Annotated in this window: 18 protein-coding genes; 12 read left to right on the forward strand and 6 right to left on the reverse strand. The window is 66.8% G+C overall.

Annotation, left to right across the window (positions count from 1 at the left end):
• Positions 1-66: 66 nt before the first annotated feature.
• Complete coding sequence (locus HWX09_RS11395) at positions 67-1,170, forward strand: porin (protein WP_027781553.1); 1,104 nt, start codon at positions 67-69, stop codon at positions 1,168-1,170.
• Positions 1,171-1,206: 36 nt separating this feature from the next.
• On the opposite strand, the gene HWX09_RS11400 is transcribed toward HWX09_RS11395, so the two are convergent.
• Positions 1,207-2,043, reverse strand: a complete 837-nt coding sequence (locus HWX09_RS11400) for a DMT family transporter (protein WP_027781552.1) — start codon at positions 2,041-2,043, stop codon at positions 1,207-1,209.
• 164 nt (positions 2,044-2,207) lie between these two features.
• On the opposite strand from HWX09_RS11400, the gene selD reads away from it, so the two are divergent.
• From selD to HWX09_RS11415, 3 genes are all read left to right on the forward strand, one after another.
• The gene (selD, locus tag HWX09_RS11405) at positions 2,208-3,272 is read left to right on the forward strand and encodes a selenide, water dikinase SelD (RefSeq protein ID WP_027781551.1); all 1,065 of its coding nucleotides are present in this window, start codon (positions 2,208-2,210) and stop codon (positions 3,270-3,272) included.
• 72 nt (positions 3,273-3,344) lie between these two features.
• Positions 3,345-3,938, forward strand: coding sequence for a LysE family transporter (locus HWX09_RS11410; protein WP_027781550.1), 594 nt, complete (start codon positions 3,345-3,347; stop codon positions 3,936-3,938).
• Positions 3,939-4,168: 230 nt separating this feature from the next.
• Positions 4,169-5,248, forward strand: a complete 1,080-nt coding sequence (locus tag HWX09_RS11415; RefSeq protein WP_027781549.1) for a purine nucleoside permease — start codon at positions 4,169-4,171, stop codon at positions 5,246-5,248.
• A 216-nt stretch (positions 5,249-5,464) separates the two neighbouring features.
• Here HWX09_RS11415 and HWX09_RS11420 read toward each other — a convergent pair whose 3' ends face one another.
• Both HWX09_RS11420 and HWX09_RS11425 read right to left on the reverse strand, forming a co-directional pair.
• The gene (locus tag HWX09_RS11420; RefSeq protein ID WP_027781548.1) at positions 5,465-5,758 is read right to left on the reverse strand and encodes a DUF4148 domain-containing protein; all 294 of its coding nucleotides are present in this window, start codon (positions 5,756-5,758) and stop codon (positions 5,465-5,467) included.
• Positions 5,759-6,142: 384 nt separating this feature from the next.
• Positions 6,143-6,829, reverse strand: coding sequence for a response regulator transcription factor (locus HWX09_RS11425; RefSeq protein ID WP_027781547.1), 687 nt, complete (start codon positions 6,827-6,829; stop codon positions 6,143-6,145).
• A 330-nt stretch (positions 6,830-7,159) separates the two neighbouring features.
• Between HWX09_RS11425 and HWX09_RS11430 the strand changes: the two genes are divergently transcribed.
• Positions 7,160-7,477: an H-NS histone family protein gene (locus HWX09_RS11430; protein WP_027781546.1), complete on the forward strand. Its 318-nt coding sequence runs from the start codon at positions 7,160-7,162 to the stop codon at positions 7,475-7,477.
• Between the two features lie 273 nt (positions 7,478-7,750).
• Positions 7,751-8,458, forward strand: a complete 708-nt coding sequence (locus tag HWX09_RS11435) for a hypothetical protein (RefSeq protein ID WP_051421304.1) — start codon at positions 7,751-7,753, stop codon at positions 8,456-8,458.
• 21 nt (positions 8,459-8,479) lie between these two features.
• Here HWX09_RS11435 and ceoR read toward each other — a convergent pair whose 3' ends face one another.
• Entirely contained in the window at positions 8,480-9,484 is a 1,005-nt protein-coding gene (ceoR, locus tag HWX09_RS11440) for a putative multidrug efflux transcriptional regulator CeoR (RefSeq protein WP_027781545.1), read from the reverse strand.
• Positions 9,485-9,669: 185 nt separating this feature from the next.
• On the opposite strand from ceoR, the gene HWX09_RS11445 reads away from it, so the two are divergent.
• From HWX09_RS11445 to opcM, 4 genes are read left to right on the forward strand one after another with little or no spacing between them, the layout of a single operon-like run.
• Complete coding sequence (locus tag HWX09_RS11445) at positions 9,670-10,530, forward strand: alpha/beta hydrolase (RefSeq protein WP_027781544.1); 861 nt, start codon at positions 9,670-9,672, stop codon at positions 10,528-10,530.
• 31 nt (positions 10,531-10,561) lie between these two features.
• Complete coding sequence (gene ceoA, locus HWX09_RS11450; protein ID WP_027781543.1) at positions 10,562-11,779, forward strand: multidrug efflux RND transporter periplasmic adaptor subunit CeoA; 1,218 nt, start codon at positions 10,562-10,564, stop codon at positions 11,777-11,779.
• 46 nt (positions 11,780-11,825) lie between these two features.
• The gene (gene ceoB / locus HWX09_RS11455; protein WP_027781542.1) at positions 11,826-15,011 is read left to right on the forward strand and encodes a multidrug efflux RND transporter permease subunit CeoB; all 3,186 of its coding nucleotides are present in this window, start codon (positions 11,826-11,828) and stop codon (positions 15,009-15,011) included.
• 10 nt (positions 15,012-15,021) lie between these two features.
• Positions 15,022-16,557 carry a multidrug efflux transporter outer membrane subunit OpcM gene (gene opcM / locus HWX09_RS11460; protein WP_027781541.1) on the forward strand — a complete coding sequence of 512 codons (1,536 nt, stop codon included), beginning with the start codon at positions 15,022-15,024 and terminating at the stop codon, positions 16,555-16,557.
• 273 nt (positions 16,558-16,830) lie between these two features.
• Here opcM and HWX09_RS11465 read toward each other — a convergent pair whose 3' ends face one another.
• On the reverse strand, positions 16,831-18,324 hold the full coding sequence (locus HWX09_RS11465) for a M81 family metallopeptidase (protein ID WP_027781540.1): 1,494 nt from the start codon (positions 18,322-18,324) through the stop codon (positions 16,831-16,833).
• A gap of 73 nt (positions 18,325-18,397) precedes the next feature.
• On the reverse strand, positions 18,398-19,702 hold the full coding sequence (locus HWX09_RS11470; protein ID WP_027781539.1) for an MFS transporter: 1,305 nt from the start codon (positions 19,700-19,702) through the stop codon (positions 18,398-18,400).
• 176 nt (positions 19,703-19,878) lie between these two features.
• On the opposite strand from HWX09_RS11470, the gene HWX09_RS11475 reads away from it, so the two are divergent.
• On the forward strand, positions 19,879-20,847 hold the full coding sequence (locus HWX09_RS11475; RefSeq protein ID WP_027781538.1) for a LysR family transcriptional regulator: 969 nt from the start codon (positions 19,879-19,881) through the stop codon (positions 20,845-20,847).
• Between the two features lie 549 nt (positions 20,848-21,396).
• The gene (locus tag HWX09_RS33595) at positions 21,397-21,600 is read left to right on the forward strand and encodes a hypothetical protein (protein ID WP_234015457.1); all 204 of its coding nucleotides are present in this window, start codon (positions 21,397-21,399) and stop codon (positions 21,598-21,600) included.
• Positions 21,601-21,632: the final 32 nt, after the last annotated feature.

Below are 21,632 nucleotides of genomic sequence, written 5' to 3' on the forward strand. Positions count from 1 at the left end.
TTTAATAAAACACGTTGCGAGAGAAATAAATCACGCTCGATATTCAATGGACAAAAGGGGTCGGAGATGAAGCGGAAAGAGATGACGATGGCGCTGGCAGGCGTTGCAATGGCAGCGGGCGTCCCGCTCGTGCATGCGCAGTCGAGCGTGACGCTGTATGGCGTCGTCGATGCGGGGATCACGTACACGAACAACCAGAACGGGCATGCCGCGTGGCAGGCGACCGGCGGCAACGAACAGGGCACGCGCTGGGGGCTGCTCGGCAAGGAGGATCTCGGCGGCGGCACGCGCGCGGTATTCCGGCTGGAGAACGGCTTCAATCTCGAGACCGGTGCCGCGAGCCAGGGCGGGCGGCTGTTCGGGCGTCGCGCAGACGTGGGGCTGGAAAACGACCGCTGGGGCACGCTGACGATGGGGCGCCAGTACAACGCGGCGCAGGAAATCCTGGAGCCGCTGCAGATCGGCGCGACCACCGCGCTCACTCAGTACGCACTGCATCCGTTCGACACCGACGACCTGAACAACACGTTCCGCACCAACAACGCGGTGCAGTATCAGACGCCCACCTGGTACGGTCTGCGCGCGGTGGGCCTGTACGGTTTCTCGAATTCGACGTCGTTCGCGGAAAATCGCGTGTGGAGCATTGGCGCGAGCTACGAGAACGGGCCGCTGCAACTCGGCGCGGCATATGTGCGCGTCGATCATCCGGCGCTCGACACGAGCGGTGCGGCGGCATCCGACAACTACTACACGTTCATCAAGGGCGTGGCGCGCCAGCAAATCTGGGGCGCGGGCGGTGCGTACGCGTGGGGCGCCGCGACGTTCGGGCTGCTGTACACGAGCTCGCTGTTCAATCTGCAGACGGGCGGGGCGATGCGCTTCAACAACTACGAGGGCAGCGTGCGCTACCTGATGACACCCGCGCTGCAGTTCGCGTTGGGCGAAACCTACACGCAGGTGCTCGCGTCGCGGGGGCCGAAGCCGAACTCGCACTATCTGCAGACGAGTGTCGGTGTGCAGTACTTCCTGTCGAAGCGCACCGACGTCTACGTGAATGCGTTCTACCAGCGCGCGTCGTCGAACGCGGTGGCCGCGATCGAAGGGATCGCGAATCCGTCGAGCACGCGTACGCAGATCGTTGCCGTGACGGGCATTCGCCACAAGTTCTGACGCCGGCGCGCGACGCCGCGGGCGCGCCGGTTCTGCTCAAAGGCGAATCAGTGCCGCGCCCGCCACCACCAGCGCGCACGCGACGAGCCGCTGCGGGCCTGGACGCTCGCGCATCACGACCCAGCCGATCGCGACCGCGAAGATCGAGCTGGTCTCGCGCAGCGCCGACACGGTCGCGACCGGCAGGTGCCGGTACGCGAGGATCACGATCCCGTACGCGGCGAGCGAGATCGTGCCGGCGATTGCGCCCTGCGTGAGCGCGGTGCGCGAGCCGAGCACCGCGCGCGGGCCGCCGCGCCACGCGCAAACCAGCACGAGCTGCGGCACGCTCCACAGCAGGTACACCCACGCGATGTAGCCGAGCGCGCTGCCGGACACGCGCGAGCCGATCCCGTCGCAGATCGAATAGGCGGCGATGAACACGCCCGTGAGCAGCGCATACGGCACGCCTTCGCCGGAGAACCGCAAGCCACGCCGCAGCGCGAGCGACATGATGCCGAACGACACGAGCGCGATGCCCGCGAAGCCGAACGGCGTCGGTCGCTCGTGCAGCATCGCGAACGCGAGCACCGAAACGAGCAGCGGCGAGATTCCGCGCGCGATCGGATAGATCTGCCCGAATTCGCCGCTGCGATACGCGCGCGCCAGCGTGAAGCAGTACGCGACCTCGAGTACGGCCGACGCGGCGACGTACGGCCATGCGGCGGGCGCCGGCGCGGGCAGCAGCACGGCGCCGGCGATGCCGAACGCGAGATACGGCAGCGCCATCGTGCCGAGTTGCACCAGCCGGTCTTCGCTGACGTGGAGGAACGCGTTCCAGATCGCGTGCAGGAGAGCCGAGCACAGCACGAGGGCGATGAAGAGGTGATCCATCGATCAATGAAGGTGCGAGCGAGAGCGGGAGCGGGCAAGGGCCGTCAATTATGTGGGTATCGGGCGCGTTCGCGCGGAATTGTCGATAATGGAGCGTTGTTATTCACCGTATTCACCGTATTCACCGTATTCACCGTATTCACCGTATTCACCGGATGCCGACGATGACCGAAGCCACCCTCACCCCGCCTGCCGTTCCGCGCCTCACGAGCCTCTCGCACGGGGGCGGCTGCGGCTGCAAGATCGCGCCGGGCGTGCTGTCCGAGCTGCTCAAGCGCGCGACGCCGCCCGCGCTGTTCCCGGACCTGCTGGTCGGCACCGAGACGTCCGACGACGCGGCGGTCTACCGGCTCAACGACGAGCAGGCGATCGTCGCGACCACCGATTTCTTCATGCCGATCGTCGACGATCCGTTCGACTTCGGTCGCATCGCGGCGACCAATGCGCTGTCCGACGTCTACGCGATGGGCGGCAAGCCGATCCTCGCGCTTGCGCTGGTCGGCATGCCGATCAACGTGCTGCCGCACGAGACGATCGCTGCCGTGCTGCGCGGCGGCGAATCGGTGTGCGCGGATGCCGGCATTCCGGTCGCGGGCGGCCATTCGATCGATTCGGTCGAGCCGATCTACGGGCTCGCGGCGATCGGCGTCGTGCATCCGTCGCGCGTGAAGCGCAACGCGGCCGCGCGCGCGGGCGACGTGCTCGTGCTCGGCAAGCCGCTCGGCGTCGGCGTACTGTCGGCCGCGCTGAAGAAGAACCAGCTCGATGCCGACGGTTACGCGCAAATGGTCGCGACGACCACCAAGCTGAACCGGCCGGGCGCCGAGCTTGCCGCGCTGCCGGGCGTGCATGCGCTGACCGACGTCACGGGTTTCGGGCTGCTCGGCCATACGCTCGAACTGGCGCGCGGCGCGCAGCTCACCGCGCGCGTGCACTATGCGTCGCTGCCGTGGCTCGCTGGCGTCGAGACGTTCGTTGCCGACGGCGTGTTCACAGGCGCATCGGGCCGAAACTGGGCCGCGTACGGCACCGATGTGCGGCTCGCCGACGGGCTGCCGCCCGTCGCGCAGGCGCTGCTGACCGATCCGCAGACGTCGGGCGGGTTGCTGGTGGCGTGCGCGCCGGAAGCGGTCGACGACGTGCTTGCCTGCTTCCGTGCCGACGGTTTCGACCGCGCGGCCGTGATCGGCGAGATGGTGGACGGGCCTTCACGCGTCGACGTCGCTTGACTCGGGTTTTCTCGTGCTGGAGTGCCGTCGGCCGATAGAATCGATGCCTTCCGTTGAAGGCATCGACGACCGATGAACGACTTCCTGTTCGGGCTGATGATCGCGCTGTCGGTCGGGCCCGTTGCGCTGATGATCGCGAACTACGGCATGCGCGCCGGCACGGCGACCGGCGTGCGCGCGGCGATCGGGGTGGCCGCTGCCGACGGCTGCTATGCGGTCGTCGCGTTCACGATCGGCGCGATGCTCGCGGGCACGCTTGCATCGCACCTGTCGCTGTTCCGCATGGTCGGTGCGTTCGTGTTGCTCGCGATGGGCGCGCGGATGCTGTGGCGGGCACTGCGTGACCGGCGCCGCACGCTCGATGGCGACGTGCCGCCGCCGCCGGGCGATCGCCCGTTCATATCGATGTTCTTCGTGACGCTCGCGAACCCGCTGACCATCCTGCTGTTCTACGGCTATGCGACGGCTGCCGCCGGTGCGCACCGACAGTGGCTGCTCGGCGCCGCGTGCGTGTTTGCGGGCAGCCTCGCCGGGCAGCTCGTGTTCGCGTTCGGCGGCAGCGCGATCGGGCGCCTCGTGAAATCGCCGGGGTGGCTCGCGGCGAGCCATGTGGTTGCCGCACTCGTCGTGCTCGGCTACGGCGTCGCGGGCCTGATCCGCGTGTAGCGCGGCGCGAAGCAGCCGACGTCGCACGTGGCGGCGAACCCGATAGCATTCCTGATGTTTGCAACACGGCGACGAACGCGCGATTTTCCGTCACGCAACACGCATCCGTTCGCACGAAACACCGCCAGTCGTTTCGTAGTCGGGTTCCGCACCGCGCACGCCCGTTCTATACTCGTCCCGCAGTCTCCGACAGCCGTTCTCACCCAACATCACCGAAACAAGGAACGCCGATGCTGACTCGCTCCATTCTTTCCGCCGCCGCATTCTCGCTGGCCGCCTGTGCGACCGCGCCGTCGATCGCGCAGGACAACCCGGGCAACGATGCAGGCAACGCGGCATTCGCCGAGACCGGCTCGCATGGCCGCCCGGTCAAGGTCATGATCATCACGATGTTCGGGCCGGAGGGCCAGGCGTGGCTCGACCGGCTCGGCCCGTGGCGCGACATCGCCGTGCCGGGCCTGTCGCCCGACTATCCGGCCGTCCACTGCAACAAGCAGGACGTGTGCGTGGTCACGACCGGCATGGGCTATGCGAACGCGTCGGCGACGATCATGGCGCTTACGTTCTCGCAACGCTTCGATCTGCGCCGCACGTATTTCCTGGTCTCGGGCATCGCGGGCGTCGACCCCGCGCAAGGCACGGTCGGATCGGCCGCGTGGTCGAAATACCTCGTCGATTTCAGCCTGCAATGGGAGCTCGACGCGCGCGAGATCCCGGCCGGCTGGAACACCGGCTATCTCGGCATCAATACGAAGAGCCCGAACGACAAGCCGCCGCTCGACTATCGCACCGAAGTGTTCCAGCTCAACCCGCAACTGACCGACGCCGCCTACGCGCTGTCGCGCAACGTCGTGCTGGCGGACAGCGCACAGGCGCAGGCGGCGCGTGCGAAGTTCACGTATGCGCCGGCAAACCGGCCGCCGACGGTGATCCAGTGCGACACGTCATCGGGCAATACGTGGTTCTCGGGCACGCTGATCGGCGAGCGCGCACGCCAGTGGACCAAGATCCTGACGGACGGCAAGGGCACCTACTGCATGACCGCGCAGGAAGACAACGCGACGTACGAAGCGCTCAAGCGCGCGGCGAGCGTGAAGCGGGTCGACCTGTCGCGCGTTGCCGTGCTGCGCACAGGGTCCGATTTCGACCGGCCGTACGCGGGGCAGACGAGCGCCGACAACCTGCTGAACTACGCGGATCAGGGCGGCTTCGCGCCGGCGACCGAAAACCTGTACCGCGCGGGCAATCCGCTGGTGCAGGACATCGTCACGCACTGGGGCGAATGGCGTGAGGGAGTGCCGCGCCGTTGATGGCCGGACGATGATTCACCCGGCGGTCAATGGTCAATACACGTGCGAGACCGACCGGAACGGCGTCCACACCGGCGTGGTGTCGTCCCAGTGATCGAGCGGCGAAGGAAGTGGGTCGTTCATCATGTGCTCCTGCAACTAACTGACTCAGCAAGTCGTCGATGAGGTGATTCGAGACGCCGCGCACGGGGCAATCCGTTGCGCGGCGTCGTGCGTTTACCGGCCCCCGCCGGCGAGCTGATTGCCTTCCGGCATCGGGCGATACGGGCCTTGCGCGAGTTCGAGCCCTTGCGGATACGAAGTCGCCTTGCGCAGGTACGCGAGCGTGCCGTCCTTGCGTGCCTGCTCGACTTCCGCGCTCACTTCTGCGCGCGTACGCGGGCCGTTGTGCTGCGAGTACCACGATGTGTTGCCGTAGTCGCCGGCGTGCGGGGTGCCCGAATCGGCGAAGGCCGGTGCGGACACGGCAAGGGTAAGAGCAAGGGCCGAGAGAAGATGGCGGCGGTTCATGGCGTAACTCCTGGAGATGTCGGAGCTGGCGCTTGAGCGCTGACTCCGGTCCCGCGAGGCGGGATCTGTTCGATGCGCAACGAGGTGCGCGACAGGGTTTACTCTAGGTGTCCGTTCCGGGCCGATAAATGCGGCTACCGCGAATTGAATTGTCGCTGTACTGGAACAATTGGAATCCGCACACGCAGTGAGGGCATGCGCACAGCCTTGCTCGGTGGGGCTGACAGCGGGATACAGCGGGTCGGACGGGGCGCGCCGCGACGATCGGTACGCGTGCAGCAACAGTCCATTGCGTACGGTGTCAGGATGCCGCGGCGCGTGCCGTTCGTCGCGCGTGGTGCCCACGGACGCGGCCGGCTGCGCCGCCCGACGGTGGATGGCGAGTCAGATCGCTTCGAGCCGGTAACCCAGCGTGTAGACGGCACTGAGCCGCACGCCGTTCGACGGCTGCAGCGCGAGCTTCATGCGCAACCGGTAGATATGCGTGTCGAGGCTGCGCGACACGCCGGCCATGTCGCGGCCCCACAGCGAGCGAATCAGCGCATCGCGCGGCATGATGCGGCCGGGATTGCGGAACAGCAGCACCGCGAGGTCGAATTCCCGCGGGGTCAGCTTGATCGGCGCGTCATGCAACAGCACGGTTCGCGTCCGGGTGTCGATCAGGTAGCCGCCGAGCCTGAGCGTGTCGTGCCGGCCGCTATCGCCGCGATACGCGCGCCTGAGCAGCGCGTTGGTGCGCGCCAGCAGCTCGAATCGATTGATCGGCTTGACCATGTAGTCGTCCGCGCCCGCGTTGATCGCGGAGAAGACTGCGTCGTCGCGCGCGCGTTGGGTCAGGAACAGGATCGGCAGATGGCCGCCGATCCGTTCGCGGGTCCATTGAAGCACTTCGAAGCCGGACATGCCGGGCACCAGCCAGTCGAGAATCAGCAGATCGACCACCGAACTTTCCAGATGACGAATCGCCTGGTTTCCGTTGCCGACCGCATGCACGCGATAGCCGGACGTTTCCAGTATCGAGGTGACCAGTTCGACATAGGCGGGGTCGTCCTCGAGATAGAGAACGTTCATGTTACGTACTCCTTCGATATCGGTCGTGGCGATCACGACATATCGAGCATCCAGGCTGGAGCGGGCGGATCGACGCAGGCACACGGCAATCGGCGGCACGCAATGTGTCGCGATGTTCGCATCGAAGCGTCGAAAAAATTGTCAACGATTTTGAACGCAACGAATCCTTGAAATTGGACGTATTGATCAATTTTGCAGAGTCTTTGGCGAATGTGATGGCTGATTTTTGTTGACAAAAGTTGTCAATGCGCGCGAATGGCGCGATTACGCTTGGGCATCGGGTCGGACGGTTGGCGCAACGACGGAAACAAGCGGTTCGGGGAGCACGTCATGTTGACTTACAAGTCCTTTGTCGAAAAAAAAGCGTTGCTCGAGGCGCAGTTGGAGCGGGAACGTCTCGCCATCGCGGCGACCGTGTTGATCGAAGTGCGGCGCTGCGTCGAAGAGTTCGGCTTCACGTCGCGCGACATCTTCCCCGCCGATGGCGGACCGTCCACGAGAAAGCGCCGCGTCAAGTACTTCAATCCCCAGACCGGGCAGACGTGGTCCGGCGTCGGTCGTGAACCGGCGTGGATGCGCGGTCAGGATCGCAGCCGGTTCGCCATCGATGCCATGTCCATCGATTCGGAACAATCTGAGGATTCCTGATTATGTGGTGGAGTCGAATCGCGGTGGAAGTATGGGTTCGAGTCGCGCAGGCGCTTGCCTCTTCCGGGCATCTTGCCTGCACGGCCCAGCGCCGGCCGCACGATGCGTTCAACGAACGGCCGGCGATGCGATGGCCATGCGGAGGACGCCCTCGCAACCGGGACCGGTTCCAATACGACCATATTACATTTTGATTATGACAATTCTGGTAACTGGGCGCGGCCTCGGCGGCCATGGGGCGGCCGACGTTGCCGACGCCGAGGGGAAGCGGGCATGAACGACGAAATGGCGGCTCGGGACAACGACGGGGCGGCGCCCGAGCCCGTGTACGTCGGCATCGGCGTGACGCGCGAGACGCTCGAGGTCTGCATTTCCTCGCTGAGTGTGATCCTCGGCTACCGCAACGAGACGTTCGGCATCGAATCGCTCGCGGATGCGATCGCCGAATGGGCGCCGGCGCTTGTCGTGGTGGAGTCGGCCGGCGGGCCCGAATGCGAGGTGGCGTGCGTGCTGCAGGCGCTGCGATTGCCGCTGGCCATCGCCAAGCCGCATCAGGCCCGGGACTGGATTCCGGACCGCGTCGCCGGCTCGCTAGAGGGGAAGGGCGCACGGGCGCGCCTGTTGGCGGCGCTGGCCGGGGCGCTCGACCGCTATCCGCGTGGCGGGCGGCTCGTCGCGCCGTTGGCCGATCCGCAGCTGGGACATGTGCAGGCGCTGGTGCAGCGCCGCCGCCAGCTCGCGCGCATGCAGATCGCCGAATATCAACTGCTGACCTGGTGTCACGCGAGCGTGCGCAATGGCATCGTCCTGACGATCGCGTTTCTGAAACACCAGATCGGGGTGATCGATCAGCATTGCGCGCGGCACGTGAATCTGCAGCGCGACGAGTTTGCGCGGATCCTGGCGCGCGAGGTGCAGCCCGGCCGCGCCGTGCGGCACAGCCAGGTCGGCGCGTTCATTCGCGGGTGGCGGCCGAAGTGATGGGGGCGGGTCGCGCCCCGCTCAGGCGACCCACTCGTTGATGACCGGCGTATCGAGCACCGGCGCGCGCTCGGCTTCCTCGAACGTGCGCTTGCTGCACGTCGCGTCGAGGCTGCCCTTGCCGCTCAGCAGCGGGCAGCGGTCGAACACCTCGGCAATCCAGTCGACGAATACGCGCACTTTCGGCGACAGATGACGGCTGTGCGGATACACGACCGAGATCGGCATCGGTAGCGGCTTGAGGCCGGGCAGTACTTCCTTGAGCCGGCCTTCGCGCAGGTGCGGCAGCACCATGAACAGCGGCGGCTGGATCAGGCCGAAGCCCTCGACCCCGCACGTCACGTACGCATCCGCGTCGTTCACCGACACGATGCCTTCCATCTTCATCTCGACTTCCTTGCCTTCGATCAGGAACGTCCAGTCGATCGTGCGGCCGGTGCGGCTCGAGAAGTAGTTGACGGCCTTGTGCTGGCTCAGGTCGTCGATCGTCTGCGGCTCGCCGTGGTGCTCGAGATAGTCGGGCGACGCGACCGTCACGCATTCGAACAGGCCGACGCGGCGTGCGACGAGCGACGAATCCTGCAGCGCCCCGACGCGGATCACGCAGTCGACGCCTTCCTGCAGCAGGTCGACCGGCCGATCGGACAGGCCGAGTTGCAGGTCGATGTCCGGATAGCGCGTATGAAACTCGCACAGCGACGGAATCACGAGCAGCCGCCCGATCGAGCCCGGCATGTCGATACGCAACTTTCCGTGCGGCTTCCGGTTGTTGGCCTGGAAGCTTGCTTCGGTTTCCTCGACGTCCGCGAGGATCCGCACGCATCGTTCGTAGTAGGCGGCGCCGTCCGGCGTGAGCGAGAGCCGGCGCGTGGTCCGGTGCATCAGCCGCACGCCGAGGAATGCTTCGAGATTCTGGATGATCGTCGTGACGGACGCTCGCGGCAAGCTGAGCGTTTCTGCTGCCTTGGTGAAGCTGCTTGTATCGACGACGCGAGTAAACACCTGCATGGCCTGAAGCCGGTCCATCACAACCTCCGCAATCTATCCGCAATCTAATTTGCCGCCGGAACGACAAGGCTGCGCTACCTCATGGGTGAACGCAGCCTCGGATTGTTCGGGGGCGTTGAATTGTGTTGCCGGATTATAGGCATTTATCCCAATGTCTGCCGGACCCAGAATTCGTTCCATCTCGAAATGGATCCTGCATCGTCATGGACGCATCTGAATTCAGCAAATTCCTGAAAGCCGCGTTGCCCGCGCAAGCCTTGGCGGGCGCGGCGCTGACGGTTGCCGAAGTGGAAATTCCCGGCTACGCACAGGACATCGTGCTGCGCCTCTACCGCCGTCCGGACAAGACCGGGTTGCCAGTAGTGCTTTATTTCCACGGCGGCGGCTTCGTCCGCGGTTCGCTCGAAGACGCGGATTTCGCCGCGCGTTTTTTAGCAGAACGCTTACCAGCTCTCGTAGTGTCGGTCGATTATTCGCTCGCGCCGGCCTTTCCTTTTCCGGCCGCGCCGGAGGATGCGTATCGCGCCGCCGTGTGGGCCGCGACGCGCGCCCGCGCGTTCGGCGGCAACCCGAAGAAGATCGGGGTCGCCGGGCACGACGCGGGCGGCCAGCTCGCGAACTGCCTCGCCTTCATCGCACGTGACCGAGGTGAAGTGTCGATCGCCGCGCAGGCGCTGTTCGGGCCGATGCTCGACCCGAGCATGACGCGCATCGGCGACGCCGAGCGCCTCGCGTCCGACATCACCGCGCGCGAATGCGCGGCCTGCTATCGCGCGTACCTGCCGCAGGCGGCGCAGCGCATGCACCCGTACGCAGCGCCGATCGAATCGGTGCGCCTCGCGGGGCTGCCGCCGACGCTCGTCGTCACCGCGCAGAACGACGTGCTGCACGTCGAGGCGGAGAAATATGCGGGCTGCCTGATTTCGTCGGGCGTGCTCACGCAGGTGATCCGCTATCCGGACATCACGCACGCCGCGCTCGCCACGCACGAAGCCGCGTTCGAGGAAGCCGTGCGCTTCTTCCAGTGCCGCTTCCAGGCGCGCCAGCCCAACCGTTCCGAATAACCAGACCAATCCACGTTTACCGGAGATCCACATGGCCATCCTACGCACCTCCCGTTCCCGAATCGCGACGGCGGCGATCGTCACGCTCGCCGTCGTCGGCCTCGGCACGTTCGGCGCGATGCGCGTGAACGCGAACGCGCCCGAAAAAGCGGCGGCGCCCTTGCCCGAAGTCGACGTCGCGACCATCGTGCCGCAGACCGTGACCGACTGGCAAAGCTACTCGGGCCGCCTCGAAGCGGTCGAGAAAGTCGACGTGCGCCCGCAGGTGTCGGGCACGATCGTCGCGGTGAACTTCAAGGACGGCGCGCTCGTGAAGAAGGGCGACGTGCTGTTCGTGATCGATCCGCGCCCGTACCAGGCGGAAGTCGACCGCGCCGCCGCGCAGCTCGCGGGCGCGCAGGCACGCAACGGCTACGCGCAGAGCGACTGGCAGCGCGCGCAGCGGCTGATCGGCGACAACGCGATCGCGAAGCGCGACTACGACGAAAAGCAGAACGCGGCACGCGAAGCGAACGCGAACCTGAAGGCCGCCGAAGCCGCGCTGGAAACGGCACGCATCAACCTCGGCTATACGCGTATCACCGCGCCGGTATCGGGCCGCGTGTCGCGCGCGGAGATCACGCTCGGCAACGTCGTGTCGGCCGGCGCGTCGGCCGCGCCGCTGACGACGCTGGTGTCTGTGTCGCCGATCTACGCGTCGTTCGACGCGGACGAGCAGACCTATCTGCAATACATCAACGGCGCGCGCAGCGGCCGCAAGGTGCCGGTCGAGCTCGGCCTCGCCAACGAAACCGGCTACTCGCGCAGCGGCGAGATCGATTCGGTCGACAACCGGCTCGACACGTCGTCCGGCACGATCCGTGTGCGCGCACGCTTCGACAATGCGGACGGCACGCTCGTCCCGGGCCTCTATGCGCGCGTGAAGGTGGGCGGCAGCGCGCCGCACGAGGCACTGCTCGTCGACGACGCGGCGATCAACACCGACCAGGACAAGAAGTTCGTGTTCGTCGTCGACCAGCAGGGCCGCGTGTCGTATCGCGAAGTGCAGCCGGGGATGCAGCACGGCAACCGGCGCGTGATCGTCAGCGGCCTGGCCGCCGGCGACCGCGTGATCGTGAACGGCACGCAGCGCGTGCGCCCCGGCGAGCAGGTGAAGCCGCACATGGTCCCGATGACGGGCGGCGACGAGCCGTCCGCGCCGCTCGCGAGCACCGCGAAGCCGGCCGCACCGGCGAAGGCGGATTCGTAAGCGGCGCGCCCGCTTCGCATCCGCGTTCAACCAGACAGAGCCACACATGAACATTTCAAAATTCTTTATCGACCGGCCGATCTTTGCAGGAGTCCTATCGGTGATCATCCTGCTCGGCGGGGTGATCGCGATGTTCCTGCTGCCGATTTCGGAATATCCGGAAGTCGTGCCGCCTTCCGTGATCGTGAAGGCGCAGTACCCGGGCGCGAACCCGAAAGTGATCGCCGAGACGGTCGCGTCGCCGCTGGAAGAGCAGATCAACGGCGTCGAGGACATGCTCTACATGCAGTCGCAGGCGAACAGCGACGGCAACATGACGATCACCGTCACGTTCAAGCTCGGCACCGATCCGGACAAGGCCACGCAGCTCGTGCAGAACCGCGTGAACCAGGCGCTGCCGCGCTTGCCGGAAGACGTGCAGCGGCTCGGCATCACCACGGTGAAGAGCTCGCCGACGCTGACGATGGTGGTCCACCTGATCTCGCCGGACAACCGCTACGACATGACCTATCTGCGCAACTACGCGCTGATCAACGTGAAGGATCGCCTGTCGCGGATCCAGGGCGTCGGTCAGGTGCAGCTGTGGGGTTCGGGCGACTACGCGATGCGCGTGTGGCTCGATCCGCAGAAGGTCGCGCAGCGCGGGCTGTCGGCCGAGGACGTCGTGCAGGCGATCCGCGAGCAGAACGTGCAGGTCGCGGCCGGCGTGATCGGCGCATCGCCGTCGCTGCCCGGCACGCCGCTGCAGCTGTCGGTGAACGCGCGCGGCCGTCTGCAGACGGAAGACGAATTCGGCGACATCGTCGTGAAGACGACGCCGGACGGCGGCGTCACGCACCTGCGCGACATCGCGCGGATCCAGCTCGACGCATCCGAATACGGGCTGCGCTCGCTGCTCGACAACAAGCCGGCCGTCGCGATGGCGATCAACCAGTCGCCGGGCGCGAACTCGTTGCAGATCTCCGACGAAGTGCGCAAGACGATGGCGGAGCTGAAGCAGGACATGCCGGCGGGCATCGACTACAAGATCGTCTATGACCCGACGCAGTTCGTGCGCTCGTCGATCAAGGCCGTCGTGCACACGCTGCTCGAGGCGATCGCGCTGGTCGTGATCGTCGTGATCGTGTTCCTGCAGACCTGGCGCGCGTCGCTGATTCCGCTGATCGCGGTGCCGGTGTCGATCATCGGCACGTTCTCGCTGCTGCTGGCGTTCGGCTATTCGATCAACGCGTTGTCGTTGTTCGGGATGGTGCTCGCGATCGGGATCGTGGTGGACGATGCGATCGTCGTCGTCGAGAACGTCGAGCGCAACATCGAGGGCGGGATGAACGCGCGGCAGGCGACCTACAAGGCCATGCAGGAAGTGAGCGGGCCGATCATCGCGATCGCGCTGACGCTCGTCGCCGTGTTCGTGCCGCTCGCGTTCATGTCGGGCCTGACCGGCCAGTTCTACAAGCAGTTCGCGATGACCATCGCGATCTCGACGGTGATCTCGGCGTTCAACTCGCTGACGCTCTCGCCGGCGCTGTCCGCGATCCTGCTGAAGGGGCATGGCGAGAAGGAAGACTGGCTCACGCGCGTGATGAACCGCGTACTCGGCGGCTTCTTCCGCGGCTTCAACAAGGTGTTCCATCGCGGTGCGGAGAACTACGGCCGCGGCGTGCGTGGCGTGCTGTCGCGCAAGACGGCGATGCTCGGCGTGTATCTCGTGCTGGTGGGCGCGACGGTGCTCGTGTCGAAGGTCGTGCCGGGCGGCTTCGTGCCCGCGCAGGACAAGGAATACCTGATCGCGTTCGCGCAGCTGCCGAACGGTGCATCGCTCGACCGCACCGAGAAGGTGATCCGCGACATGGGTTCGATCGCGCTGAAGCAGCCGGGCGTCGAGAGCGCGGTCGCATTCCCGGGGCTGTCGGTCAACGGCTTCACCAACAGCTCGAGCGCGGGTATCGTGTTCGTCACGCTGAAGCCGTTCGCGGAACGGCACGGCAAGGCGCTGTCGGCCGGCGCGATCGCCGGTGCGCTGAACCAGAAATACGGCGCGATGAAGGATTCGTTCGTCGCGGTGTTTCCGCCGCCGCCGGTGCTGGGCCTCGGTACGCTCGGCGGGTTCAAGATGCAGATCGAGGATCGCGGCGCGGTCGGTTACGCGAAGCTGTCGGATGCGACCAACGACTTCATCAAGCGCGCGCAGCAGGCGCCGGAACTCGGCCCGTTGTTCACGAGCTACCAGATCAACGTGCCGCAGCTCAACGTCGATCTCGACCGCGTGAAGGCGAAGCAGCTCGGCGTGCCGGTGACCGACGTGTTCAACACGATGCAGGTGTATCTCGGTTCGCTGTACGTGAACGACTTCAACCGCTTCGGGCGCGTGTACCAGGTGCGCGTGCAGGCCGATGCGCCGTTCCGTCAGCGCGCCGACGACATCCTGCAACTGAAGACGCGCAACGACAAGGGCGAGATGGTGCCGCTGTCGTCGCTCGTCACCGTGACGCCGACGTTCGGCCCGGAAATGGTCGTGCGCTACAACGGCTACACGGCGGCCGACATCAACGGCGGCCCGGCGCCCGGCTTCTCGTCGGGGCAGGCGCAGGCCGCGGTCGAGCGCATCGCGCACGAAACGCTGCCGCGCGGCGTGCGCTTCGAGTGGACCGACCTCACGTACCAGCAGATCCTCGCGGGCGATTCGGCGATGTACGTGTTCCCGATCAGCGTGCTGCTCGTGTTCCTCGTGCTCGCCGCGCTGTATGAAAGCCTGACGCTGCCGCTCGCGGTGATCCTGATCGTGCCGATGAGCATTCTGTCGGCGCTGACGGGCGTGTGGCTCACGCAAGGGGACAACAACATCTTCACGCAGATCGGCCTGATGGTGCTGGTGGGGCTGTCGGCGAAGAACGCGATCCTGATCGTCGAATTCGCGCGCGAGCTCGAACACGACGGCAGGACGCCGCTCGAGGCCGCGATCGAGGCGAGCCGTCTGCGGCTGCGCCCGATCCTGATGACGTCGATCGCCTTCATCATGGGCGTGGTGCCGCTCGTCACGTCGACGGGCGCCGGTTCGGAAATGCGCCATGCGATGGGTGTCGCGGTGTTCTTCGGGATGCTCGGCGTGACACTGTTCGGGCTGATGCTGACGCCGGTGTTCTACGTCGTGCTGCGTACGCTCGCGGGCGGGAAGATCCACGTCGCCGGCAAGGATTCGGCGGGGTACGGTGTGCCGGCGCCCGATGCTTGAGGACCAGAAAATGAATAATTTGCACAACACGAATGGCCTGATGCGCTTCGCGAAGGTGGCGGCCGCGAGCACCCTGCTCGCGACGCTGCTCGCCGCGTGCGCGGTCGGCCCCGATTACAAGCGTCCGGATGCGGCGGCGCCCGCCGCGTTCAAGGAAGCGCCGACCCTCGCCGCCGGCGAGCAGGCCGGCACGTGGAAGACGGCCGAGCCGTCGGACGGCGAACATCGCGGCGAATGGTGGAAGGTGTTCGGCGACCCGGTGCTCGATTCGCTCGAGACGCAGGCGCTCGCCGCGAACCAGAACCTGAAGGCCGCGGCCGCGCGGGTCGAGGAAGCGCGTGCGGCGACCCGTTCGGCGCGCTCGCAATGGTTCCCGCAGGTCGGCGCCGGGTTCGGGCCGACGCGCGAGGGGCTGTCGTCGGCGTCGCAGCTCCAGCCGCAGGGCACGGGCCCGACCAACGCGACGCTGTGGCGCGCCCAGGGCACGGTGTCGTACGAAGCCGACCTGTTCGGCCGGGTCGGTCGCAACGTCGAGGCGTCGCGTGCCGACCAGGCGCAGAGCGAAGCGCTGTTCCGCTCGGTGCAGCTCGCGCTGCAGGCCGACGTCGCGCAGAACTACTTCGAACTGCGGCAGCTCGACTCGGACCAGGATCTGTATCGCCGCACCGTCGAACTGCGCGACCAGGCATTGAAGCTCGTGCAGCGCCGCTTCAACGAAGGCGATATCAGCGAGCTCGACGTGTCGCGCGCGAAGAACGAGCTGGCCAGCGCGCAGGCCGATGCGGTCGGCGTCGCGCGCCGGCGCGCGGCGTCCGAGCATGCGCTCGCGATCCTGCTTGGCAAGGCGCCCGCGGATTTCGCGTTCAAGGAAACGCCGATCGTGCCGGTCGCGGTGAAGATTCCGCCGGGCCTGCCGTCCGCGCTGCTGGAGCGCCGCCCGGACGTGTCGGCGGCCGAGCGCGCGATGGCGGCCGCGAACGCGCGGATCGGGCTCGCGAAGTCGGCGTACTTCCCGAAGCTCGATATCACCGGGTCGTTCGGCTATGAGGCGTCGACGCTCGGCAACCTGTTCCTGTGGTCGAGCCGCACGTTCCTGCTCGGGCCGTTCGCCGGCACCGCGCTGACGCTGCCGCTGTTCGACGGCGGGCGTCGTGCGGCCGGCGTGCAGCAGGCGCGCGCGCAGTACGACGAACAGGTCGCGAACTACCGGCAGCAGGTGCTCGTCGCGTTCCGCGAGGTCGAGGACAATCTCGCCGACCTGCGCCTGCTCGACGACCAGATCCGCGCGCAGGATGCGGCCGTCAACGCGTCGCGCCGTGCGGCGACGCTGTCGCGGACGCAGTACCAGGAAGGCGAGGTCGCGTATCTCGACGTGATCGACAGCGAGCGGTCGGTGCTGCAGTCTCAATTGCAGTCGAATCAGTTGACGGGTGCGCAGGCCGTGTCGACCGTGAACCTGATTCGCGCGCTCGGCGGCGGGTGGGGCGCGGCGCCGACGGCGGTCGGCGATGCGGCGACGGGCAAGCAGGAAGTGGCGACGCGGTGAGTGCGAACGGCGTGCGACTCGTCGCTCGCCGGCCGAGAAGCGAAACCCCCCGGCATGCAGGCTCAGGTCTGCATGCCGGGGGTTTTTTATTGACTGCTTTTTGCAACTAACGGTCAGTTCCGCCCCGCACCTTCCGACGGTGCGGCGGCGTCCCGCCACGCGCACCGTCGATGGATGACGACGATCAGCCTGCAGGCAGGACGGCACCGCGTGACACCGTAGCCGCATCCGAGCGAAACCGGTCGCGCGCCACCACGCCACCACGCCACCGCATTACGCGCCGCCGAACGCATTCCCCATCGGCCTCATTCGCATTCCGCGCGCGAGCCGGGTCCACGGCAGGTCGGCCGGATCGGCCTGCATCGGTCCCGGCGCCTTGGCGACCAGCACCGCATGCGCGATGTCCTGGAAATCGGCGCGGAAGTGCACCGAGCTCTTGTTGACGAGGATCTTCATCGCTTCCGGCTCGACGCCACCCACCCGATACAGATTGCGGTCGAGCATCTGCGCCTTGCCGGTGCTCACGACGATCCGCACGCCGTCGATCCGCAGGCAGGCGACCGGCCCGACATCGGCCTGCATGCCGTTCATCATCGGGCCGTCGTAGCGGCAGATTCCGTCGGACAGCGCGACGACCTCGAAGCACGCGCGAAGCGGCTCGTCGCCGGGGACGCCCGAACCGCCGAGCGACAGGTCGACGCGCGCGCCGACCCCTGCGCGCCACGCCGCGGCCACCGCCGCCGGGTCCCACAGCAGGCCGAGCGCTGCGTCCTGCGCGCCATGACGCAGCAGCGCGCGAAGCAGGCCCGTCGTATTCGAATCGCCGCCCGCGCCCGGGTTGTCCTGCGTGTCGGCGATCACGACTGGTTTGCTTGCGTCCACTGCGAGCAGCATTGCCTCGCGCACGGCGTCGTCCGGCGACAGGAACGGCACCTGCCACTGCGCCTCGTCGGCCAGCATCGTGTCGTACAGCGTCTGTACGGCGGCCTCTACCGCGTCGGCGTCGCCATAGCCCCAGATGACCGGCCCGCATTCCGGGAAATCCGCGGCCGGGAAACCCGGTGCGAACGACAGCGACACCACGCCGCCGGCTTCGAGCGCCGCGAGGCGCGCGTACATCGCGCGAGCGGGATCGAGCAGCGTGCACATGCCGTTGATCGGGATCAGGAACGGCAGCCGCCGCGCCGCGCGATGCAGCGGGCCGCGGCCAGCGAGCAGGCGTTCGAGCAGTGCGGCCGCGCGTTCACCGCTTTCCGCCATGTCGACGTGCGGATACGTGCGAAAGGCCAGCAGCGCGTCGGCGCGGCTCAGCATCAGGTCGGTCACGTTCGCGTGCAGATCGAGCGACGCGACCACCGGCACGTTCGGACCGACCGCGGCGCGGACGCGCTCGAGCAAGGTGCCTTCGCCGTCGTCCGTATGCTCGGCGACCATCGCGCCGTGCAGGTCGAGATACACCGCGTCGCAGCCGCCGCGTCGCGCCGCCTCGACGATCTCGCCGGCGATGCGTTCGAAGGCGTCCTCGGTGACGTGCGCCGACGGGCTCGCGCCGGCCCAGATCACCGGCAGCAAGCGCCAGCCGCGCCGCTCGGCCGCGTTGATGAAGCCGCCGGCCGGAATGTTGACGTCGCGCAGGGCGAGCACGTCGGCGCCGCGCACCAGCGCGGGAAACCCTTCGCCGCGTTCGAAGTTGGCATAGGTGGCCTTGGTGGGGGCGAAGGTGTTGGTTTCATGCTGGAAACCGGCAACGAGAATGCGTCGGGTCATGAGACTGAGTCCATTAAAGCAGGCAGCTGTGCGTGGTCCATGGGGCGATACGGTGCCGTCGCGGCGCGACCGGTCACCGTGCCGCGGCGGGCAGGCGGTTCATGATCAGCGCCACGGCGCCCGCGACCATCAGCACGACGATCACGAGCAACCCCGCCTGCATGCTGCCGGTTGCGGTGCGGATTTCGCCGATCAGCGTCGGGCTGAGGAAGCCGCCAAGCAGGCCGATCGTGTTGATGAGCGCGATGCCGCCGGCGGCCGCGTTGCCTGTCAGGTATTGCGACGGGATGGCCCAGAACACCGTGTAGGCGGCCCACAACAGCGCCGTGGCGATCGTCATGCAGACGAGCGAGATCGCGAGATTGCCGCCGGCCCAGGTCGCGGCGGCCAGTGCGGCCGCGCCGACGAGCGCCGACACCGCGCTGTGCCAGCGGCGTTCGCCGCGCCGGTCCGAGCACCGGCCGATCACGAGCATCGCGCAGGCGGCGCCGATATACGGAATCATCGAATAGAAGCCGATCTGCATCGTGTCGGTCACGCCGTTGGCCTTGAGAATCGACGGCAGCCAGAAGCTGACCGCATAGATTCCGCAGATCATCGTGAAGTACGCGAAGGCCAGCAGGTAGACGCGTGGGTCGCGCGCCGCCTGCCCGAACGCGTGGTGGCCGGCCGAAGGCGCCTGCAGTTCGGTGGCGAGCAGGCTTTTCTCGCGATCGCTCAGCCACGCCGCATCGTCGGGGCGATCGGCCAGTATCTTCAGCACTAGCAGGCCGAGCACGGCACACGGCAAACCTTCCGCGACGAACATCCATTGCCAGCCGGCCAGCCCGTGTGCGCCATCGAGGGCGGTCATCAGCCAGGTCGACAGCGGCGAGCCGACGATGCCGCCGATCGGCCCGGCCAGCATCACGACGGCCATCACTCCAGCCATGCGGCGCGGGCCGTACCAGTAGGTCAGGTAGAAGATCATGCCAGGCGCGAAGCCGGCCTCGAACACGCCGAGCAGAAAGCGCAGCACGTAGAACGACGTGGTGTCGTGCACGAACATCATGGCGGCGGACGTCAGCCCCCACAGCACCATGATCCGGCTGATCGTCTTGCGCGCGCCGATACGCGGCAGTATCAGGTTGCTCGGAATCTCGAACAGCACGTAGCCGAGGAAGAAAATGCCCGCGCCGAGGCCATACGCCGCGTCGGACAAGCCAAGCGCGCTTTGCATGTGAAGTTTCGCGAAGCCGATGTTGACGCGATCCAGATACGCGAACGTGTAGCAGAGCAACAGCAGCGGCAGCAGGCGCCAGTTCAGTTTGCGGTACAGCGCCTGCACCGGCGCGCTGTCGTGCGTGGCCGAACGGCGGGAGGATGGGACGGCGGACATGTCTCTCTCCAGTGGCGTAAGCGTCTTGTGGGATGGGTTCCGATTGCCGCATCGTCGGAGAGCCGAAAAAGCAGAGCAAGAGCAACTTAAGTGATCTAATGTTGCTCAACGGGCAACGACATGGCGAACCGCTCAGGCGAACCGCCCGGGCGACCATCAGGCAGACGGGACACTCCATGCGCGAACTCAACCAGCGCCGCTTGCGCTACTTCCACGAGGTGCTGACGCACGGCTCCATCCGCGGCGCGGCCGACAGCATCAATACCGCGCCGTCCGTGATCACGCGGCAGATTCGCCTGCTCGAGGAGGAGATCGGCGTCGAGCTGTTCGAGCGGCAGGCGCGCGGCGTGCGGCCGACCGAGGCGGCCGCGCATCTGCTCGAGTACTGGCGCGGGTGCCGCTCGCAGCAGGAATTGTTCGAGGAGCGCCTGCAGGCGTTGCGGCGGCTGCAATCCGGCCAGGTGCGCATCGTCACCAGCGAGGGTTATGTCGACGTGCTGATGGACGAGGTGCTGACCGATTTCTGCATGCGCTATCCGAAGCTCGACGTGATCGTCGACGTCCTGCCGGTCAACAACGTGCTGCAGGAAGTGGCGGAAAGCCGCGCGCACATCGGGCTCGCGTACAACCCGCCGGCCCATCCGGAGATCGCGTATCTCGCCACGTCGTCACAGCCGGTGGTGGCGCTCGTTCATGCCGGCCATCCGCTCGCGGTGCGTGGCGGCGCGGTGCGCGCACACGAACTCGGCGAGTATCCGCTCGCACTGATGCCGCCGGCGTTCGGCCTCGGTCAGGTCGCGCAGATGCTCGCCTATACGGAGAATCTGCCGATCCGTCCGACGCTGACGACCAACTCCCTCGCGGTGTTGCGCCATTTCGTGAAGCGCCACGACGGGATTACGTTGATCGGCGCATTCGCCGCGTATCGCGAACTCGAGAGCGGCGAGCTCGTTGCGCTGCCGATTGCGCATCCGTTGTTCGATTCCGCGAAAGCGCGCCTGCTCGTGAAGGTGGGGCGGCCGCTCGGCGTCGCGGCCGATACGTTGCTGAACTGCCTGCTGCACGACATGACGATGTTCGCGGGGGCGGCGACGCGCCGGGGCCCGACCGGGAAACGGCCGCGCGCGGCGAAACGCGCACGTTGACGGGGGGCTGTCGTCAGCGGCGGCGCTCAGACGTCGGCGCGTCGTGTGCCGCTGACAGGCCGTCCGCCGCCTTCCGCGATGCGATTTCCCGGCAAGCCGTCGTGCCGGGTTCCCGTTCCCTTTCCCGCCACCAGCCGAAACGACATCGGCGCGCCGCTCCATTCGTCGCGGTTACTCGGGTTACTCGGGTTACTCGGTACGCAATTTCTCGACAGTCCGCAATAAGCCGATATCTCGTCGCGGCACCGCTCACTACCATCCATCGATATCGAATCCACCCGATGGGCGGGCGGTTTGACGGGGCCACCTCGCGTGGCGTGAGTGCCGATGGAACGAAGCACGAGCATCGAGGCAGGACGCCGGCCGTCGCGCGGCCGGGCGCCGGCATGGACCGCGATCGCGTTGACGCTGCTACTGGCGTACGGTGTCGCGAGGCATGCGTCACGGGCATCGCCGGCTGCGCCGCAGCAACGGCATTTCTCCGTCTACGTGGACCGCGACGGGGCGCCATGGGCGCGACCCGTGATCGCGATTCGCGAAGGCATGCCGGTGCATATCGACGTGCATGCGCGGGAAACCGGCGTCCTGATGGTGCATGAAATACCGGGTGCGTTGGCGGCATGCGCGTCCGGCAGTGCGCAGTCGCTGGACATTCTCCCGATCGGCATCACCGGGCGTTTCTCGCTGCATTTCCACAGCCGGACAGGCGACACGATCGAGGTCGCCGTGATCGAAATCTATCCGGGGCCGTGACCGCAGCGCATTTTCATCACGACAAACAAGAC

The sequence above is a fragment of the Burkholderia sp. BCC1208 genome (assembly GCF_902833095.1).
Taxonomy (GTDB): Bacteria; Pseudomonadota; Gammaproteobacteria; order Burkholderiales; family Burkholderiaceae; genus Burkholderia.

Coding starts and splice junctions, on each gene's coding strand:
- HWX09_RS11395 (WP_027781553.1), top strand. CDS start 67: ATGAAGCGGAAAGAGATGACGATGGCGCTGGCAGGCGTTGCAATGGCA.
- HWX09_RS11400 (WP_027781552.1), bottom strand. CDS start 2,043: ATGGATCACCTCTTCATCGCCCTCGTGCTGTGCTCGGCTCTCCTGCAC.
- selD (WP_027781551.1), top strand. CDS start 2,208: ATGACCGAAGCCACCCTCACCCCGCCTGCCGTTCCGCGCCTCACGAGC.
- HWX09_RS11410 (WP_027781550.1), top strand. CDS start 3,345: ATGAACGACTTCCTGTTCGGGCTGATGATCGCGCTGTCGGTCGGGCCC.
- HWX09_RS11415 (WP_027781549.1), top strand. CDS start 4,169: ATGCTGACTCGCTCCATTCTTTCCGCCGCCGCATTCTCGCTGGCCGCC.
- HWX09_RS11420 (WP_027781548.1), bottom strand. CDS start 5,758: ATGAACCGCCGCCATCTTCTCTCGGCCCTTGCTCTTACCCTTGCCGTG.
- HWX09_RS11425 (WP_027781547.1), bottom strand. CDS start 6,829: ATGAACGTTCTCTATCTCGAGGACGACCCCGCCTATGTCGAACTGGTC.
- HWX09_RS11430 (WP_027781546.1), top strand. CDS start 7,160: ATGTTGACTTACAAGTCCTTTGTCGAAAAAAAAGCGTTGCTCGAGGCG.
- HWX09_RS11435 (WP_051421304.1), top strand. CDS start 7,751: ATGAACGACGAAATGGCGGCTCGGGACAACGACGGGGCGGCGCCCGAG.
- ceoR (WP_027781545.1), bottom strand. CDS start 9,484: ATGGACCGGCTTCAGGCCATGCAGGTGTTTACTCGCGTCGTCGATACA.
- HWX09_RS11445 (WP_027781544.1), top strand. CDS start 9,670: ATGGACGCATCTGAATTCAGCAAATTCCTGAAAGCCGCGTTGCCCGCG.
- ceoA (WP_027781543.1), top strand. CDS start 10,562: ATGGCCATCCTACGCACCTCCCGTTCCCGAATCGCGACGGCGGCGATC.
- ceoB (WP_027781542.1), top strand. CDS start 11,826: ATGAACATTTCAAAATTCTTTATCGACCGGCCGATCTTTGCAGGAGTC.
- opcM (WP_027781541.1), top strand. CDS start 15,022: ATGAATAATTTGCACAACACGAATGGCCTGATGCGCTTCGCGAAGGTG.
- HWX09_RS11465 (WP_027781540.1), bottom strand. CDS start 18,324: ATGACCCGACGCATTCTCGTTGCCGGTTTCCAGCATGAAACCAACACC.
- HWX09_RS11470 (WP_027781539.1), bottom strand. CDS start 19,702: ATGTCCGCCGTCCCATCCTCCCGCCGTTCGGCCACGCACGACAGCGCG.
- HWX09_RS11475 (WP_027781538.1), top strand. CDS start 19,879: ATGCGCGAACTCAACCAGCGCCGCTTGCGCTACTTCCACGAGGTGCTG.